This window comes from Candidatus Binatia bacterium, from assembly GCA_036493895.1.
Lineage (GTDB): Bacteria > Desulfobacterota > Binatia > UBA1149 > CAITLU01 > DATNBU01.
The window spans coordinates 204,157-219,005 of record DASXOZ010000013.1 but is presented as its reverse complement, the minus strand read 5'-3'; the positions used below and the strand labels follow the sequence as shown (position 1 = coordinate 219,005).

Annotated in this window: 15 protein-coding genes; 10 read left to right on the top strand and 5 right to left on the bottom strand. The window is 68.6% G+C overall.

What is annotated here, in order from left to right; genetic code table 11:
• Positions 1-34 precede the first annotated feature (34 nt).
• The 5 genes from VGK20_02990 to VGK20_02970 form a co-directional block, all read right to left on the bottom strand.
• Positions 35-694: a DUF3261 domain-containing protein gene (locus VGK20_02990; GenBank protein HEY2773001.1), complete on the bottom strand. Its 660-nt coding sequence runs from the start codon at positions 692-694 to the stop codon at positions 35-37.
• Entirely contained in the window at positions 691-3,093 is a 2,403-nt protein-coding gene (locus VGK20_02985; GenBank protein HEY2773000.1) for an MMPL family transporter, read from the bottom strand. The genes VGK20_02990 and VGK20_02985 overlap by 4 nt, the downstream gene beginning before the upstream one ends.
• Positions 3,090-3,788: an outer membrane lipoprotein carrier protein LolA gene (locus tag VGK20_02980; protein HEY2772999.1), complete on the bottom strand. Its 699-nt coding sequence runs from the start codon at positions 3,786-3,788 to the stop codon at positions 3,090-3,092. Before VGK20_02980 ends, VGK20_02985 begins: the two co-directional genes overlap by 4 nt.
• Before the next feature lie 64 nt (positions 3,789-3,852).
• Positions 3,853-4,263 (bottom strand): thioesterase family protein, encoded by a 411-nt coding sequence (locus VGK20_02975; GenBank protein ID HEY2772998.1) that lies wholly within the window; start codon positions 4,261-4,263, stop codon positions 3,853-3,855.
• Positions 4,260-5,879, bottom strand: coding sequence for an aromatic amino acid ammonia-lyase (locus VGK20_02970; GenBank protein ID HEY2772997.1), 1,620 nt, complete (start codon positions 5,877-5,879; stop codon positions 4,260-4,262). Before VGK20_02970 ends, VGK20_02975 begins: the two co-directional genes overlap by 4 nt.
• 274 nt (positions 5,880-6,153) lie before the next feature.
• On the opposite strand from VGK20_02970, the gene VGK20_02965 reads away from it, so the two are divergent.
• From VGK20_02965 to VGK20_02920, 10 genes are all read left to right on the top strand, one after another.
• Positions 6,154-6,903, top strand: coding sequence for a lysophospholipid acyltransferase family protein (locus tag VGK20_02965; protein HEY2772996.1), 750 nt, complete (start codon positions 6,154-6,156; stop codon positions 6,901-6,903).
• On the top strand, positions 6,890-7,159 hold the full coding sequence (locus tag VGK20_02960; GenBank protein ID HEY2772995.1) for a phosphopantetheine-binding protein: 270 nt from the start codon (positions 6,890-6,892) through the stop codon (positions 7,157-7,159). Before VGK20_02965 ends, VGK20_02960 begins: the two co-directional genes overlap by 14 nt.
• 2 nt (positions 7,160-7,161) lie before the next feature.
• Positions 7,162-7,413, top strand: a complete 252-nt coding sequence (locus VGK20_02955; protein ID HEY2772994.1) for an acyl carrier protein — start codon at positions 7,162-7,164, stop codon at positions 7,411-7,413.
• Between the two features lie 25 nt (positions 7,414-7,438).
• Positions 7,439-9,241, top strand: a complete 1,803-nt coding sequence (locus tag VGK20_02950) for an AMP-binding protein (protein ID HEY2772993.1) — start codon at positions 7,439-7,441, stop codon at positions 9,239-9,241.
• Complete coding sequence (locus VGK20_02945; GenBank protein HEY2772992.1) at positions 9,238-10,056, top strand: glycosyltransferase family 2 protein; 819 nt, start codon at positions 9,238-9,240, stop codon at positions 10,054-10,056. Before VGK20_02950 ends, VGK20_02945 begins: the two co-directional genes overlap by 4 nt.
• The gene (locus tag VGK20_02940; protein ID HEY2772991.1) at positions 10,053-11,156 is read left to right on the top strand and encodes a hypothetical protein; all 1,104 of its coding nucleotides are present in this window, start codon (positions 10,053-10,055) and stop codon (positions 11,154-11,156) included. Before VGK20_02945 ends, VGK20_02940 begins: the two co-directional genes overlap by 4 nt.
• A 61-nt stretch (positions 11,157-11,217) precedes the next feature.
• Positions 11,218-11,634 (top strand): 3-hydroxylacyl-ACP dehydratase, encoded by a 417-nt coding sequence (locus VGK20_02935; GenBank protein HEY2772990.1) that lies wholly within the window; start codon positions 11,218-11,220, stop codon positions 11,632-11,634.
• A gap of 22 nt (positions 11,635-11,656) precedes the next feature.
• Positions 11,657-12,400, top strand: a complete 744-nt coding sequence (gene fabG, locus VGK20_02930; protein ID HEY2772989.1) for a 3-oxoacyl-ACP reductase FabG — start codon at positions 11,657-11,659, stop codon at positions 12,398-12,400.
• Complete coding sequence (locus VGK20_02925) at positions 12,397-13,965, top strand: FAD-dependent monooxygenase (protein HEY2772988.1); 1,569 nt, start codon at positions 12,397-12,399, stop codon at positions 13,963-13,965. The genes fabG and VGK20_02925 overlap by 4 nt, the downstream gene beginning before the upstream one ends.
• Before the next feature lie 21 nt (positions 13,966-13,986).
• Positions 13,987-14,844: a hypothetical protein gene (locus tag VGK20_02920; protein HEY2772987.1), complete on the top strand. Its 858-nt coding sequence runs from the start codon at positions 13,987-13,989 to the stop codon at positions 14,842-14,844.
• Positions 14,845-14,849: the final 5 nt, after the last annotated feature.

Sequence of the window (14,849 nt, the reverse complement as noted above, 5' to 3'; positions counted from 1 at the left end):
CCCGTGAGCTGCGCCGGCCGGGCGGCCGGCGCAGTCACTTCTTCTTTTTCGGTGGGAGCGTGGCCTGCAGCACGTAGCGCGCCGTGTACCTGCACTGTTTCTGGCTGACGGTGATCGCGTCGCTGTCGTAGTTGACCTCGACCTCTTCGCGCGGACCCTTTTCCGGCTTGTCGCCGGGCTTCGGCAGCCTTTCGATGCGCCGCTGCTGGGGACGGCTGTCCAGGCAGGCGTCGCTGACCTGCCAATGCTCGAGCGTCGTCGTCGCGACTGCTTCGGCCGACGCCGCGCAGCCGCTCGGCAGCGACATCGCCAGCAGATCGGCCATCATGTTGCGCGGCGGGATCTGCAGCACTGCGCCGGTGACGTTCTCGATCTTGACGTCCTTGGCGTCGTCCCCGCGGCGCACCAGCGTGAACGATTTGGTGCCGAGCGGGGTGAACCCGACGAGCACGAACGAATCCTTGGCCGCCTCGACGACGAAAGGGAGGTCCTGGTCGACGTGACGGCCGACGATGCGCACGCGCATCTCCTTTCGCGAACTGACCGACAACGTCGCGAGCGGCACGTCGAAGCCGTCGCATTCGGGGACTCGGGCGGCGAAAAGACCGTGGGCGAGTTCGCTGCAGCCGGCGCAGGCCATCGCGCAAGCGACCAGCAACGCGCGCAATGGCCGGCGCAGGTGCGGCGTTTTCACGGAAGCACCTCTTCGGCGCCGGCCGCAGCCTGCTGCGCCAGCTCGGGCGCGACCTCGCGGCCCATCACCAGCAAGCACACCGGCGACAGCAGCAAGGACAGCGTGACACCGGCGCCGATCGTGACCCCCATCGCCCGCAGCGCGGGGTGCGACGAGATCGCGATCACCGCGAATCCGAACACCGTGGTCAGCCAGCACAGGAGCAGGCTGACCAGCGTCGAGTCGAACCAGGTCTTGTTGCCCGCGCTGTCGACGAGGAATATCCCGTAGTCGGTCCCCATTCCGGTGACCATGCTGAGGCTCACGATGTGCAGCAGGTTGATCTGCTGGCCGGCCAGCGAAAGTCCCGAAAGCACGAGGATCGGAACCAGCACCGACGGCAGGCAGGCCGCCAGCGTCGGGCGCAGGCGACGGTAACGCAAGATCAGCGTCCCCACGATCAGCAGACCGCCCACGAGAAGCTGGCGGAACGTCGAGTCGCGGTACTGCGCGTACAGGTCGTTCACGAAATCCTTCTGAATGAAATAGTGCGCTCCGGCAATCGGGCCGACTGCGTCGCGAATGGCATTTTCGTCGCGGGGGTCGCTGATCTGCGTGATCGTCGCCCATCGGTCGTCCATGCGAAGCAGCAGGGGCTCGAGCATCGTCTCCAGAGCGGTGCCGCGAAACTCGTCGGGCGCCAGCGGCGGCGGCGCCGACGCGAGGTCCGCGGCAAACGGCGCGAGCGCGTCACCGCGAAACCCGGCTGCCTCGAATCCCTGCCGGACGCGCTGCGCGAGATCGGGCACTGCGCGCAGCGCGTCGATGTTGCGCTGCTGCAGGGAGCTCGACCGCACCAGGCTCGTCGCGGCGCGGAAGCCTCCGATGGCACCGCTCGATTTGAGCGCCTGCATGCGCCGCGCGAGAGCCTCGGTACGCTCGAGAGCCAGCTGCTCGCTGTCCGCCGAGACGAGCACGACGCGGCCCATCTCCCATCCGGCCACGCGCTCATGGACGCGCCTTTCTTCGGCCTCCAGGCGCGGATCGATGTTGCCGAGCCGCGAAAGATCGTCCTGCCACTGAAGGCGCGGCATCACGACGGCGCCGAGGGCGGCCACCGCGATCGGAATCACGATGAGGCCACGCCGCCGCCGCAGCGACCAGCGCATTGCCGAATCCAGCGCCCGCGAGGTCAGGCCGGAAGGCCGCACCGGCCGCGACTCCTCGTCGAGGAACCACGGCACGACCCCGAGCGTGATCGCCAACGCCGAAGCGATGCCGACGGCCGCGAAAAAACCGATCTCGCGAAAACCCGGGAACGACGTCAGCGACATTCCGGCGAAGCCGGCCACCGTCGTGAGCGCCCCCATCGACAGCGACGGCGCGACACGACGCACGATGTCGCGGCGCCGGCCGCCGATCACCATCACGTGGTTCAGCAGGTAGATCGGGTAGTCGATCGCGACGCCGATCAGGCTGGCACCGAACGCGAGAGTCAGGCCGTCGAGGTTGCCGAAGACGACGATGCCGAGCGCAGTGGCGACGATGATGCCGCCGAGCGAGGGCAGCAGGGTGATCAGGAAGCGGCCGGCCGAGCGGAAGTAGACGAGCACGATGGCCGAGATCCCGAGCATCGACGTCGCCATGATCCACCACATGTCGCCGAGCATCGAGCGCTGGGCGTCGACCGCGAAACGGTTCGCGCCGCTCTTTTCGAGCGCGAGGTCGCCGCCGTCCTTCGCGCGGATCTCGGCGAAGCGCGCGTCGATGCCGGCGAGCAGCGGTTCCTGTCGCTTGGCGTCGAACGCCGAAGCCTTGCTCGACAGCAGCAGGACTCCCCAGCCGTCGTGGGAAAAGAACACGCCGTGGCGCACCGACAGCATCGGGCTGTCGTCCTGGAGGCGGTCGAGGATCTGCTGGGAAATGCCGAGCGGATCGTCAGGCAGCGTGCGCTTGACCAGCGCGGCGGCCGGAGAAGCCAGTGCCTGGCGCGCCTTCTCGGCATCCTTTGCGATCGCCTCCGGCGTCGTCATCGCCGGGATTTCTTTTTCCGGATCGAGCGAAAACAGGCCGAAACGGTGGGGAAAGTAGACTTTCCAGATCTGCTCGTAGTCGCTGTCCTGCGGACCGCTTCGCACCCACGCGACTTCCGGATCGGAGGCCAGGCTTTTCTGAAGATCGACGACCGCCTGGGCGATGCGCTCTTCGCCGACCGCCCCCGACGGGGAGCCGACCGTCAGCATCATCGTGCGCGCGAGGTCGCTGCGCGCGAGGTGGCGTGCGAGCAGGCCGAGGTCGGCGTCGCTGCCGTCGGGCATGAAGTTTGTGATGTCGGTGCTGAAGTCGAGCCGCGTCAGACTGAACGCGACGAGGGCGGCCAGAAACAGCAGGAACCCGGCACGGATCGCGAAGATCTTCACGGCGCGTGCGCGTCGCCGAACAGTTCGGCGAGCTCCGTCTTCGAGAACTCGTGCTGGGTCTCGGTGCGGCCGAAGCGCGTCACCGTGCGGTCGCCGTCGGGCTCCACCGCTTCCATCCGATCGATCGTCGGTCCGGTTCCACTCATCTCGAAGAACTTGATCATGCGATCGAGCGGCATCGAGCGGGGCGTCAGGTGCAGGCTCCACGCCTGGCCGTCGGTGTGGAACTGCGCGTCGTAGAGCTGGTGCAGCCTCGTCTCGTCGCCGTCGAACAGGACGACGAAGCTGTCGATCATCTGGCGCGCGATCGGGCTCGACGAAAGGTCGAGGTCCTTGTGTCCGGTTTCGTCTTCGAATCGCACCTTGTCGCCGTCGACGACCAGGCGCGAGTGGCCGGGGCTCGTCACGACGCGCACCAGGCGCGACGGTGGGATGAAATAGATGGCGCCGGTCGCCTCGAGCGGCGACGACAGCAGTGCGAGCTCCCGCGTCTCCTGGAACTCGGCGACCACTCCCCGGCTCGAGCGCATGCCGGCAAGCAGCGATGAAAGATCGCGGGTCTGCGGCAGCTGCGACGCTGCTGGTGGAGATACCGGTGGTTTTGTCGCGGCTGACGGCGATGCCGGCGCGGAGGAAGCTCCGGCGGGAGCAGAAGATGCGCCCCGGGGCGCTGCCCAGCTGCGCCACGGGGTCACGGCAATCGTCGCGACCGCGATCGCGGCCGGCAGCGCGAGCCTGGACGGGTTTTTCCGCAACCTTCTATCCAAGGATGCGCTCGACGATGCGCGGCGGAGTCTCGAGCAGCAGGCGGCCGGCCGGATCCGTCGTCGCCAGGATCGTGTGGCCCCGTGCCGCGCGGCGCGACGTTGCCAGGTTCGTGATCTCGTACGCGACACGGATTCGGTGCTGGATGTCGCCGAACCACGCGCTGACGCGCGCCTGGTCTCCGTAACGCAAAGCGGATGTGTAGCGGCAGTGGCTCTCGACGATGACGAAGCGAAACAGCGGGCCGACGAGGTCGCCTGCATCGAGCCCGACCGAGCGCAGCAGGCGAGTGCGCGCCAGCTCGAGGTACTTGTAGTAGTGCCCGTGCCAGACGATCCCGAGCCCGTCGATGTCGTGGAAAGGCACTTCCAGATCGACGCTCGTCTGCCTCAGCCGCTGGCTCATGCCGGCCCGATTCGCCGCGTCGCTCGCGAGGCGCGCGCGCCGGCACCCTCGTCCGCGTCCAGCGGCAGCGCTCCGGAGCGAAGCAGCGCGAGCACCGACGCGATGTCGACATCCTGGCGCCGGTCTTCGCGCAGCATTTCCACGCGGCCGCGCACGGCCTGGTGCAGCCGCACGAGCAGAGCAGGGATCCGGCCGCCGCGCGCGAGCCTCAGGTCGACGGCCTGGCAGGACGCGAGCAGTACGATCGCGCCCACTGTCTCCGAAAGCTCGGCGACGCGCCTGGATTCGCGCGCGGCCATCGTCCCCATGCTGACCTTGTCCTGGTTGTGCGACTCGGTGCTGCGGCTGAACACTGCCGCAGGAAGGCTCGTCTTGGCGGCCTCGGCGGCGAGCGCCGAAGCAGAGATCTGCATCGCCTTGAAACCGTGGTGCGAGACACCCTCGGGATCGGGCACCGAGACGAGGTTGGCCGGCAGGCCGCCACTGGTCTCGGGGAGGCACAGCAGCACGAGCTGGCGGTCGAGGAGGTCGGCGACGCCTGCCATTGCGCCCTTGAGCGCATCGACCGCGAACACGACGTGTCCTCCGTAAAAGTTCCCGCCGTGCAGCACGCTGCCGGTCTCGGGATCGACCACGGGGTTGTCGTTGACGCCGGAGATCTCGACGTCGAGCACGCGGCGGGCGAGCGCGATGGCATCGACGAGAACGCCGATGACGTGCGGTGCGCAACGCACCGAATAGCGGTCCTGCAGGCGCTCGGGCGCCGGCGCGGCTTCGCTGCCAAGAAACGAGCGGATCCACGCACCCGTCTCGATCGTTCCCGGATGGGGCTTGAGCCCGAGCACGCCATCATCGAAATGCTCGCGGTTGCCACCGGTGGCTGCACTCGTCATCGCGGTGATTGCAGCGGCAAGCCGGGCCAGCCTCTGCGCGCGCACGACGACGAGCGCGGCGATGCCGGCCATTACGCTGGTGCCGTTCATCAGCGCCAGGCTTTCCTTGGGCGCGAGCTCGAGAGGCTCGAGGCCGGCCTCGACCAGCGCGTCGCGGGCAGCGACGACGCGACCGCGCACAATCGCTTCTCCTTCGCCGGCCAGAAGCGCGGCAACGTACGAAAGCGGCGTCAGGTCGCCGCTGGCGCCCACCGAGCCCTCTTCGGGAATGCGCGGCAGCACCCGCGTGCGCAGCAGTGTCGCAAGCGAGACGAGCACGACGGGACGCACCGCAGAATAGCCGCGCGAGAGCGAGGCCAGGCGCGCCGCGACGACGGCCGCCGCCTCGACTTCGTCGAGCATCGCGCCGGTGCCGCAGCCGTGGAATCGAAAAAGGTTCTGGGCGAGGTCGGCCTGGAGGTCGGCAGGAACCTCGTTCTCCACCGACGCACCGACTCCGGTCGAGACGCCGTATACTGGCCGCCCGAGGCGCAGCCGGCGCTCCAGCGCCTGGCGTCCCGCTTCGAGACGCGCGAGCCATGCGGGATCGGTGCTGACTTCCGCTTCGGCGCGGCCTTCGGCCACCGAGGCGACCTCGTCGACCCCGACGGTCGCCTCGCCGAAGACCACTCGCGCACGACCCGCCGTGCCGGCCGCTGCCGTCTCGGTAATCCGGGCCGTCATCGCTGCGAGGTATAGGGTGGCCCCGCATCGGAATCGAGTCGGGACGGGACGGGGAAAAGGTGAACTTCAGTCGGTTTTCCTCGCGGCGCCCGCGCTGGTGCCCCCTTCGTTTTCGAGCCGGGATGAGGTAACCAAGCGGATGGCGAGGTCGCACGAAGTGCACTCGGCACGCCAGACAGAACCTGCTCCGGTGCTCCCGTGGGAAGCCCTGCCCCCTGCTATGCCGCGCCGGGCGGCCCGTCCGCGTGCGGGCGCTGCGCGCTTGTGGCGGCAGGTGCGCCTGGGTTCGGCGTTCGTCGAGTTCGGGATTTCGGCTCTCTTCGTCGCGTTCGTCGTCGCGCCGCTGGTTCGACGTCTCGCGAAAAGCCCCGAGCGGGCCGAGCTCGCGGTCCAGGGGGCAATCCGGCGCGCCTACGCGCTGAGCCTCGCGTGGCTTCGCCTGGTGCGCATCCTGACGGTCGATTCGAAAGAGCTGGAACAGCTGGCGGGCGAAGGAGCCTGCATCGTCGTCGCCAACCACCCGACGATGCTCGACGTCGTGCTGATTGGCAGCCACTTCCCGCAGATGGATTGCATCGTCAACGCCGGCTGGACTGCCAACAGCCCCTTCCTGTCGCGTGCGATCGACGCCGCCGGCTACGTGCGCAACGACGCGGGACAATCGGCCGTCGACGACTGCGCGGCCAGGCTGGTGCGGGGCCGCAAGCTGCTCGTGTTCCCTGAAGGGACCCGCTCCCCGTGGGGGAGCTACGGGAAATTCCGCCGCGGCGCGGCGCACATCGCGCTGGCCAGCGGCGCCCCGATCGTCGCGGTCACGATCCGCTGCCGTCCGCGCATGCTTGGCAGCGGCCGCAGGTGGCACGAAGTCGCCGGCGGAACGTCGCGGTTCGAGCTGCGCATCGCCGGACGTCTCGATCCGGCCGCCTACGACGGCGCGGGCGTCGGCCTTCCGATCGCCGCGCGCCGCATGACCGAAGACCTTGTCCGCATTTATCTCCAGGAGCCCGACGTTGCAGACGCATGAATCCCTGATCGCCGATATCAAGGCCCTGATCGTCGAGGTACTCGCCCTCGAGGACATCCGTCCCGACGAGATCGAGACCGATGCGCCCCTTTTCATCGAAGGACTCGGTCTCGATTCCATCGACGCGCTGGAGCTGGCGATGGGGCTCGAGGAAAAATACGGCGTCGTCATTACCGACGATCCCGAGCGCAACGAAAAGATCTTCGCATCGGTGGCGGCGCTGGCCGACCTCGTCGCTACCGAGCGTATCCGCTGACCGTGACCGAAACCGAGCTGCTGGAGCGGGTCCGCTCCATCCTGGTGCGCGAATTCGAGCTCGATCCCGGGCAGGTGACTTCGTCCGCCCGCCTGGTCGACGACCTCGACCTCGACAGCATCGACGGCGTAACGATCGTCGTGCGGCTCGAAGCGCTGTTGCACGTCTCGATCACCGACGAGGAGATCCAGGCCATGACGACGGTCGGCGACATCGTCACTGCGCTGGCCGCGCGGACCGACGGCACGCGGTGACGCGCGAGCGGCCGCCTGCGTTGCGATGGCTGTAAAGCCGTCCCTTCCCCTTCACGACCTCCTCGTCGCCGCCGGCAGCGCAGCCGCGGACGTCCGCGGCGGCGCCACCGATCCTGCGGTCATCGGCGAATCGTCGTCTGCCGAAGCAGCGTCGCGACACGCCGCATTCCTTGGCGAGCTGCGGCAGTTTGCTGCGCCGATGTCCGGTGATCGCGGCGCGCGCTGGCTGCTGGCCAGCGAAGACGCCCGGCACGTCGCCGTCGTGCTTCTCGGCGCGGCGCTGGTCGGCGCCCGCGTCGTGCTGCCTCCGAACCTGCAGCCGGGCACGCTGGCCGAGCTCAAACGGCGCTGCGACCGCGTGATCGGCGCGGGCCGCGACGGCGACGGCCTGCAGGCAGAGCCCGCCTCCCTGCAGCAGCGTTCGAGCGCCGGCTCGGGCGTCGCGATCGATCGCGACGCGGCGCTGGTGGAGATCTACACGTCCGGCACCAGCGGATCCGGCAAGGTCGTCCTCAAGGCGCTGCGTCATCTCGAGGACGAGGTCGTCGAGCTCGAACGGCAGTTCGGCGCCGCGCTCGATGCCGATGCCGTCGTGCTCGCGACGGTGCCGGCCCACCATCTTTACGGCCTGTTGTTCCGGGTCCTGTGGCCGCTCGCCTCCGGCAGGCCGTTTGCGCGCACGAGCTTCCTGCTTCCCGAAGAGCTGATCGTGCAGGTCTCGCGAATGCCGCGATCCATCGTGGTTTCCAGCCCTGCCCATCTGCGTCGTCTTGCCGGCTCTTCGCGACTTGCTGCGCAGGCGTCTCGCATCGTCGAAATTTTCTCGTCGGGCGGCCCTTTGGAGACTGCGACCGCGCTGGCGCTGCAGCAAAGCATCGGCCGCGCTCCGGTGGAGATCTTCGGATCGACCGAAACGGGCGGTGTCGCGTATCGCCGCGCGTGCGCAGCCGCGCCGAACCCGTCGTGGACGCCGATGCTGCCCGTCTCCGTCGTGATCGATGCAGAGTCCCGGCTCGTCGTTACGTCTCCATTCGTCAGCTCCGAAGACGGTTCGACGGCGGTTCCTGCTTCGTTTCGCATGGCCGATCGCGCAGCGCAGGGCGGCGCGGGGTTCCGGCTGCTCGGCCGCAGCGACCGCGTCGCGAAGATCGGCGAGAAAACGCTCGCGCTGCCCGAGATCGAAGACTGGCTGCGCGCCCACGAGCACGTCGCCGACGTCGCGGCAGCAGTTTATGAGAGCCGCGGCGGCTCGCGTCTCGGCGCTGTCGTCGTGCTCGCGCCGGGCGGGAAACACCTGCTCGCCGCGCAAGGTCGCCGCGCAACGACCAGAATGCTTGCGGCCCACGTTGCCGAGCGCTGGGACCCCGTCGCGGTGCCGAAGCGATGGCGCTTCGCCGACGCTCTTCCGTTCGATGCGCGCGGCAAGCTGGTCGCGGCCGAGGTCGAGGCACGTCTTGCGCGCCCCGCCGGCGACGTGGTCGAGCCGGTGCTGCTCCACGAAGAAAGCGGCCCCGGCCGTTACCGCGGCGAGTTTGTCGTACCCTGCGATCTCGCCTACCTTGAAGGGCACTACGAAGCGTTCCCGCTCGTGCCGGGAGCCGTTCAGGTGCACTGGGTCATGGCCGCGCTCGCGCGTGCGATGGGACGCCCGGTGGCCGTCCGCGCCATGGAAGCCATCAAGTTCAGGAACGTGCTGAGACCGGCACAGGTCTTCACGCTCGAGCTTTCCGTCGAAGGCTCCCGTGCGCAGTTCGTGCTGCGCCACGCCGAACGCGTGTTCGCCAGCGGCCGGGTCGTGATCGCCGACGACGCAGGGGAACCGTCGTGACAACGCCCGCCGTACGCATCTGCCTGCTGATCCCGCACTACGAGCACTCGGACGCCATCGGCAGCCTTCTGCGAAGGCTCGAGCCCCACGGCCTGCCGTGCGTGCTCGTCGACGACGGCAGCAGCGAGCACGCCCGGCGTATTCTTCGCGCGTTGGCGCAGCAGCATGCGTGGGTGGACATCGTCTGGCGCGAAACCAACGGCGGGCAGGGCGCCGCCAAGCGCAGCGGCTATCATCACGCCGTGTCGCGCGGATTCACGCATGCCGTCGAGATCGATGCCGACGGGCAGCACGACACCGACGACATTCCGCTGTTCGTGCAGGCGATGCGCGACAACCCGTCTGCCGTCGTCTTCGGGGAGCCGGAGTTCGGCGACGATGCTCCGTCGGTCCGCGTCTGGGGTCGCCAGCTCTCGCGCGGCCTCGTCTGGCTCGCCTGCGGATCGATGGCGGTCGCAGATCCACTGTGCGGCTATCGCGGCATGCCTCTTGTCGCCGCGCTCGAAGTCGAGAGGACTTCGCATACCGGCGACCGCATGACCCACGATCCGGAGTTCGCCGTGCGCCTGTATCGCGCGGGACTGCCGATTCTCAACATTCCGACACACGTCTCCTATCCCGAGGACGGCGTGTCCCACTTCGACATGGTCCGCGACAACCTCGAGCTGGCCGCCACGTACGCACGCCTGCTGGCCGAGCTGCCGCTGGCGGCGCCGTGGATCCTCCTGGCGCGGCGCCGGGCGCGGGAGCTGGAGGCCGCCGATGCCGCGGCACGCGAGCAACTGGCCGCGACGCCGGGCTGCGCAGGCCGGTGACGGCCCAAAAAAATCCGCAACAGCGCCACGCGCGGCACGTCCAGGCGGCGCAGGGCCACAGTGACGCGCCCGGCGGCGCCGCCACCGAGGCGGAGCCGCCGGGCGCATCCTCCGCAACAGCATCCTCCGCGAGCGCATCCTCGGCCGGGGGCGCATCGTCCGCGCCGTGGTGGGGCAGCATTCCCGAGCGGGGCTCGCTGGCGGCCCTCCGTCTGCTCGAGACGATGCACCGCCGCCTCGGGCGGCGCTTCTGCCTCGTCGTGCTGCAGGTCGCCGCGTTGTACTTCGTGATTGCCGCCGGCGGCGCACGCCGGGCTTCGCGCACCTACCTGGCAACGCTCTGGGCGACTCCCGAAGGCCGCAGGGCGCTGGGGCCTCCACCAACTCTCCGCTCGGTGCTGCGCCACGTCCACGAATTCTCGATCAACATCTTCGATCGCATCGTCGTGTGGTCGGGCAACCTCGGCCAGATCGAGTTCCGCCACAGCGGCAGCGAAGTGATGTTCGAGTTGGCAGCCAGCGGGCGCGGCGCCTTCCTCGTCGGTGCCCACCAGGGCAGCTACGACCTGATGCGACTTCTCGCGCAGAAGTACCGGATGACGGTCAACGTCCTGATGTTCACGCAGCATGCGCCGCGCATCAACGCGTTTTTCGAGCAGCTCGATCCGGACAGCCGCATCCACGTGCTCGAGATCGAGCCGAATTCGCTGAAGACGACGTTCCTCGTGCGCGACTGCATCGCGCGCGGCGAGTTCGTCGGCATTCTCGCCGACCGCATCGTGCCCGGCACCCGCGAGAAGCCGGTCTCCGTCGAGTTTCTCGGGCGGCAGACGCCGTTCTCGCTGGCACCGTTCACGCTGGCAACGGTGATCGGCTGCCCGGTCGTCCACACCCAGTGCATCCGGCTGGACGACCGGACGTATGAATCGTCTGCAAAAGTGCTCGGCCTCGATCTGGAGCCTTCGCTGCCGCGGCGCCGCCGCGCCGACGCGCTGCTTCGCGAATACGTCCGCGAGATCGAGAAGACGTGCCTGCGCACCCCGTACCAGTGGTTCAACTTCTTCGACTACTGGGGAGACCGGGAGCGCGGCGATGCATGACGCATCGTCCATGCCTCCGTTCCCGCCGATCACCGAATTGCTCCCGCACCGAGGCTCCGCGGTGCTGCTGGAACGCGTCGTCGCACACGACGACGAGGCAACGGTATGCACGGTGGATCCGCGAGCTTCGACGCTCTACCGCGGCGACGACGGCGCCGTCCCGACCTGGGTCGGCCTCGAATACATGGCCCAGGCCGTAGCGGCCCACGGAGGCCTTCTCGACCGGCGCGCCGGCCGGCCGCCGCGGCCCGGCTTTTTCCTCGGATCGCGCCGTCTTGCCTTCGCAGCAGACCGCTTCGATCCCGACCTCAGGCTCGAAGTCACGGCGAAGCCGGTGCGGGCGAGCCGGCGCATGATGGCGTTCGACTGCGCAGTGCGACGGGAGGGCGAGGCGGAGCCTGTGGTTTCAGGCGTCCTCACGGTCTATCTGTTGGACAGCTTCGAGGCTCTGGTGGAGGATTTTTCCGCCTCCGGCTGAGCCCGGCGCGGATCGCCGCACGATGTCGAACCCAGTTGCATCCCGCCGCGTGCTCGTCACCGGCGCCAGTGGCGGCATCGGCCGTGCGATCGCGATCGCGCTGGCGACCGACGGGTTCGATGTCGTCGTGCACTACCGCGCAGGCCGCGACGCCGCCGAAGCGACGGCCGCGCAGGTCGAAGCGGTGCGCGGCCGGCGCCCTCCGCTGCTCGCGTTCGACGTCGCCGACCGCGAGCAGACGGCGGCGGTTCTTGCAGCGGACGTGAAGCAAAGCGGCGCGTTCTGGGGCCTCGTGCTCAACGCGGGCATCCACGACGACGCACCGCTTCCCGCGATGAAACCGCAGGCCTGGGACCGGGTGCTCCGCACCAACCTTGACGGGTTCTACAACGTCACCCATCCTCTGCTGATGCCGATGGTACGAAGTCACGGCGGCGGCCGCGTCGTCGCGATCTCCTCCGTCGCGGCGCTGTCGGGAAACCGCGGGCAGGCCAACTACGCGGCGTCCAAGGCCGGCGTCATCGCGGCGAGCAAGTCGCTGGCGCAGGAGCTCGCCAAGCGCCACATCACCGTCAATTGCGTCGCCCCCGGCCTCATCGACACCGAGATGATCGCCGGCGCTCCGGTCGACGAAATCACCAAGCGCATTCCGATGCAGCGCCTCGGCAGGCCCGAGGAAGTGGCCGCGACGGTGTCATTTCTGTTCTCGGCTGGCGCGGCTTACATCACCGGCCAGGTGATCTCGGTGAACGGGGGAATGTTGTGAGCCGCCAGGCGTGGGACGTCGCGATCCTCGGCGGCGGCTTCGCTGGCCAGCTGCTGGCGCGCCAGCTTCGTCGCCAGATGCCCGGCCTCGCCATCGCCGTATTCGAGAAGAACACCGAGACTTCGTTCAAGGTCGGCGAGGCGACCGTCGAGATCGGTGCGAGCTACCTCGTGCGTCGCCAGGGCCTGCTGCGCTACCTCTACGACCGTCATTATCCGAAGAACGGCTTGCGCTATTTCTTCGACAACGAGCAGAAGAGCGCTTCCCTGCAGAGCATGAGCGAGATCGGGCCGGTCAACTTCCCGTTTCACGCCGCTTTCCAGATCGATCGCGCCCGCATCGAGTCCGACCTTCGCGAGATGAACGCCGAGAGCGGCATCGAGATGCGCACCGGTGTGCGCGCTGTTCCGGTCGACGTTCGCGACGACGGCGGCATGCACACGATCCGCGTCGAAGGACCGCTCGGCACCGAGACGCATACGGCACGCTGGGTCGTCGATGCCGCCGGCCGCGCCGACCTGCTCGCACGCGCGAAGAACCTTCGCGTCCGCGAGGACGAGCACCGCATCGGCGCCGTCTGGGGCCGCTTCGGCGATGTCGTCGACATCGACAGCGTCGGTCCGTCGGAGTTTCACGAGCGGGTGCGCCATTCGACGCGCGGCCTGTCGACGGTGCACTTCTGGTACCCCGGCTACTGGATCTGGTTCATTCCGCTGAGGGACGGCGTCACGAGCGTCGGCGTCGTCGGCCTCCCGGCCACCGAGGCGCCGGGCATCCGCAGCGCCGAGGGCTTCCGCGCTTTTCTCGACAGCCACGCGGCCGTGCGCTCGCTGATGGCCGGCTCTTCGCCGATCGACGTCGGCAGCTTTTCGCAGATCGCCTACAACACGAAGGCGTTCTTCAGCCAGGCGCGCTGGGGCCTGGTCGGCGAGGCTGCGACGGCGGCCGATCCGCTGTACAGCCCGGGCACCGATTTCATCGCCCTCGAGAACGACATGCTGTGCGACCTGGTCGAGCGCGACCTCGGCGGCAGCGGTGCGTGCGAGATCGCCGAGCGAGTGCAGCTCTACAACGACTTCCTCCAGTTCCGCCAGGAAGCGACGCTGAACCTCTACCGCGGGCAGTACCCGACGTTCGGCAGCTTCGAGCTGACGCGCGTCAAATGGGAGCTCGACATCGCTTCCTATTTCAACCTTTGGGTTACGTCGTACATGCAGGACCAGCACCTGGACCGCGCCTGGCTGAAGAGCCAGATGCGCCTGCGGCCGCTGGTGCTGCAGGCCCTGTGCACCTTCGGCGACCTGTTCCGTGACGTCGCGAAGACGCTGCGGGAAGAAGGCCGCTTTTACGCGCGCAACCTCGGCGAATTCTCGTTCGGCCTGGAGAACATCGATTTCATTTCGGAAGTCGGGCTGCCGCGCTCGCGCAGGCGCGTTCTCGAGAAGCAGACCGAGATCTTCAATACCGTCCGGCGCAGCTCCGCGGAGCTGCTCGGCCGGGCGGCTTCCCCGGAAATCCCGCCGCTGCCGCTTTCCGCATTCGTCGGCAACCAGCCCATCGTCTGAATGGCGGGCTCGAGCGATACGATGCGCGATCCGGGTCACGCTGCGTTCGAAATCGACGACGCGCGGCGCGAAGTGCTGCGTCGCCACGCGCAGGTGATCGCCGGCTCGGCAACCGGCGACGCGCCGGTGACCGCGGCGCACGCGTTTCGTCCTCCGGCCGACCTTACGCCTTCGCAGGCACTTGGCCTGCTGGCGGCTGCGCTGCTCGTGATGCTCAGCGGTCTTGCGGGAGGCGCTCTCGTCGAAGCCGTCGGCGTGCGCACGGCAGCGGCGCTGCTGCTGGCAATCGCGCTCGCGGCTTCGCTCGGGCTGCGCGGGCTTTCGCCCGGCCATCACGATTCCCTGTCGGCATTCGAGCGTATCGCGCTGCTGGCGATGCCGGCCGTGGCCGTTGCGACCGACTCCGCCGTGGCGCTGGCGCTGGTGCCCGCCGCGGTGCACGCGATCGTCGCCGGCGTGATGCTGGCGAGCCTCGACGACGAAGCGTCGCTGATCGAGAAAGCCGCGCGCATTTCCCAGCCGCTCGCGCCCGATTTCATCGGTCCGTACTGCCGCAAGCTGACGGCGGCCTGGGGCCTCCTGTTCGCGGCCAGCGCCGTGGTGACGACCGTGCTGGCGCTCGGCGGCAACGTCGATGCTGCCCAAGCATGGACCGACTGGCAGCTCTGGCTGCTGATCGGCGTGTCCAGCGCCGCCGAGTTCCTGTGGCGCAAAGCGTGGTTCCGTTATTACGGCCAGGGCCCGCTCGACCGCGTGCTTGCGAGGATGTTTCCTTCGGCGAACACCGAGCGCGGGCGCCGCTCGCAGGCATGGGCGATGCAGATGAGGACGGAGCTCGCGCGCCTGGCCGAAATCGAGCGCTCGGCCGGGCGTTGCTGATCCGG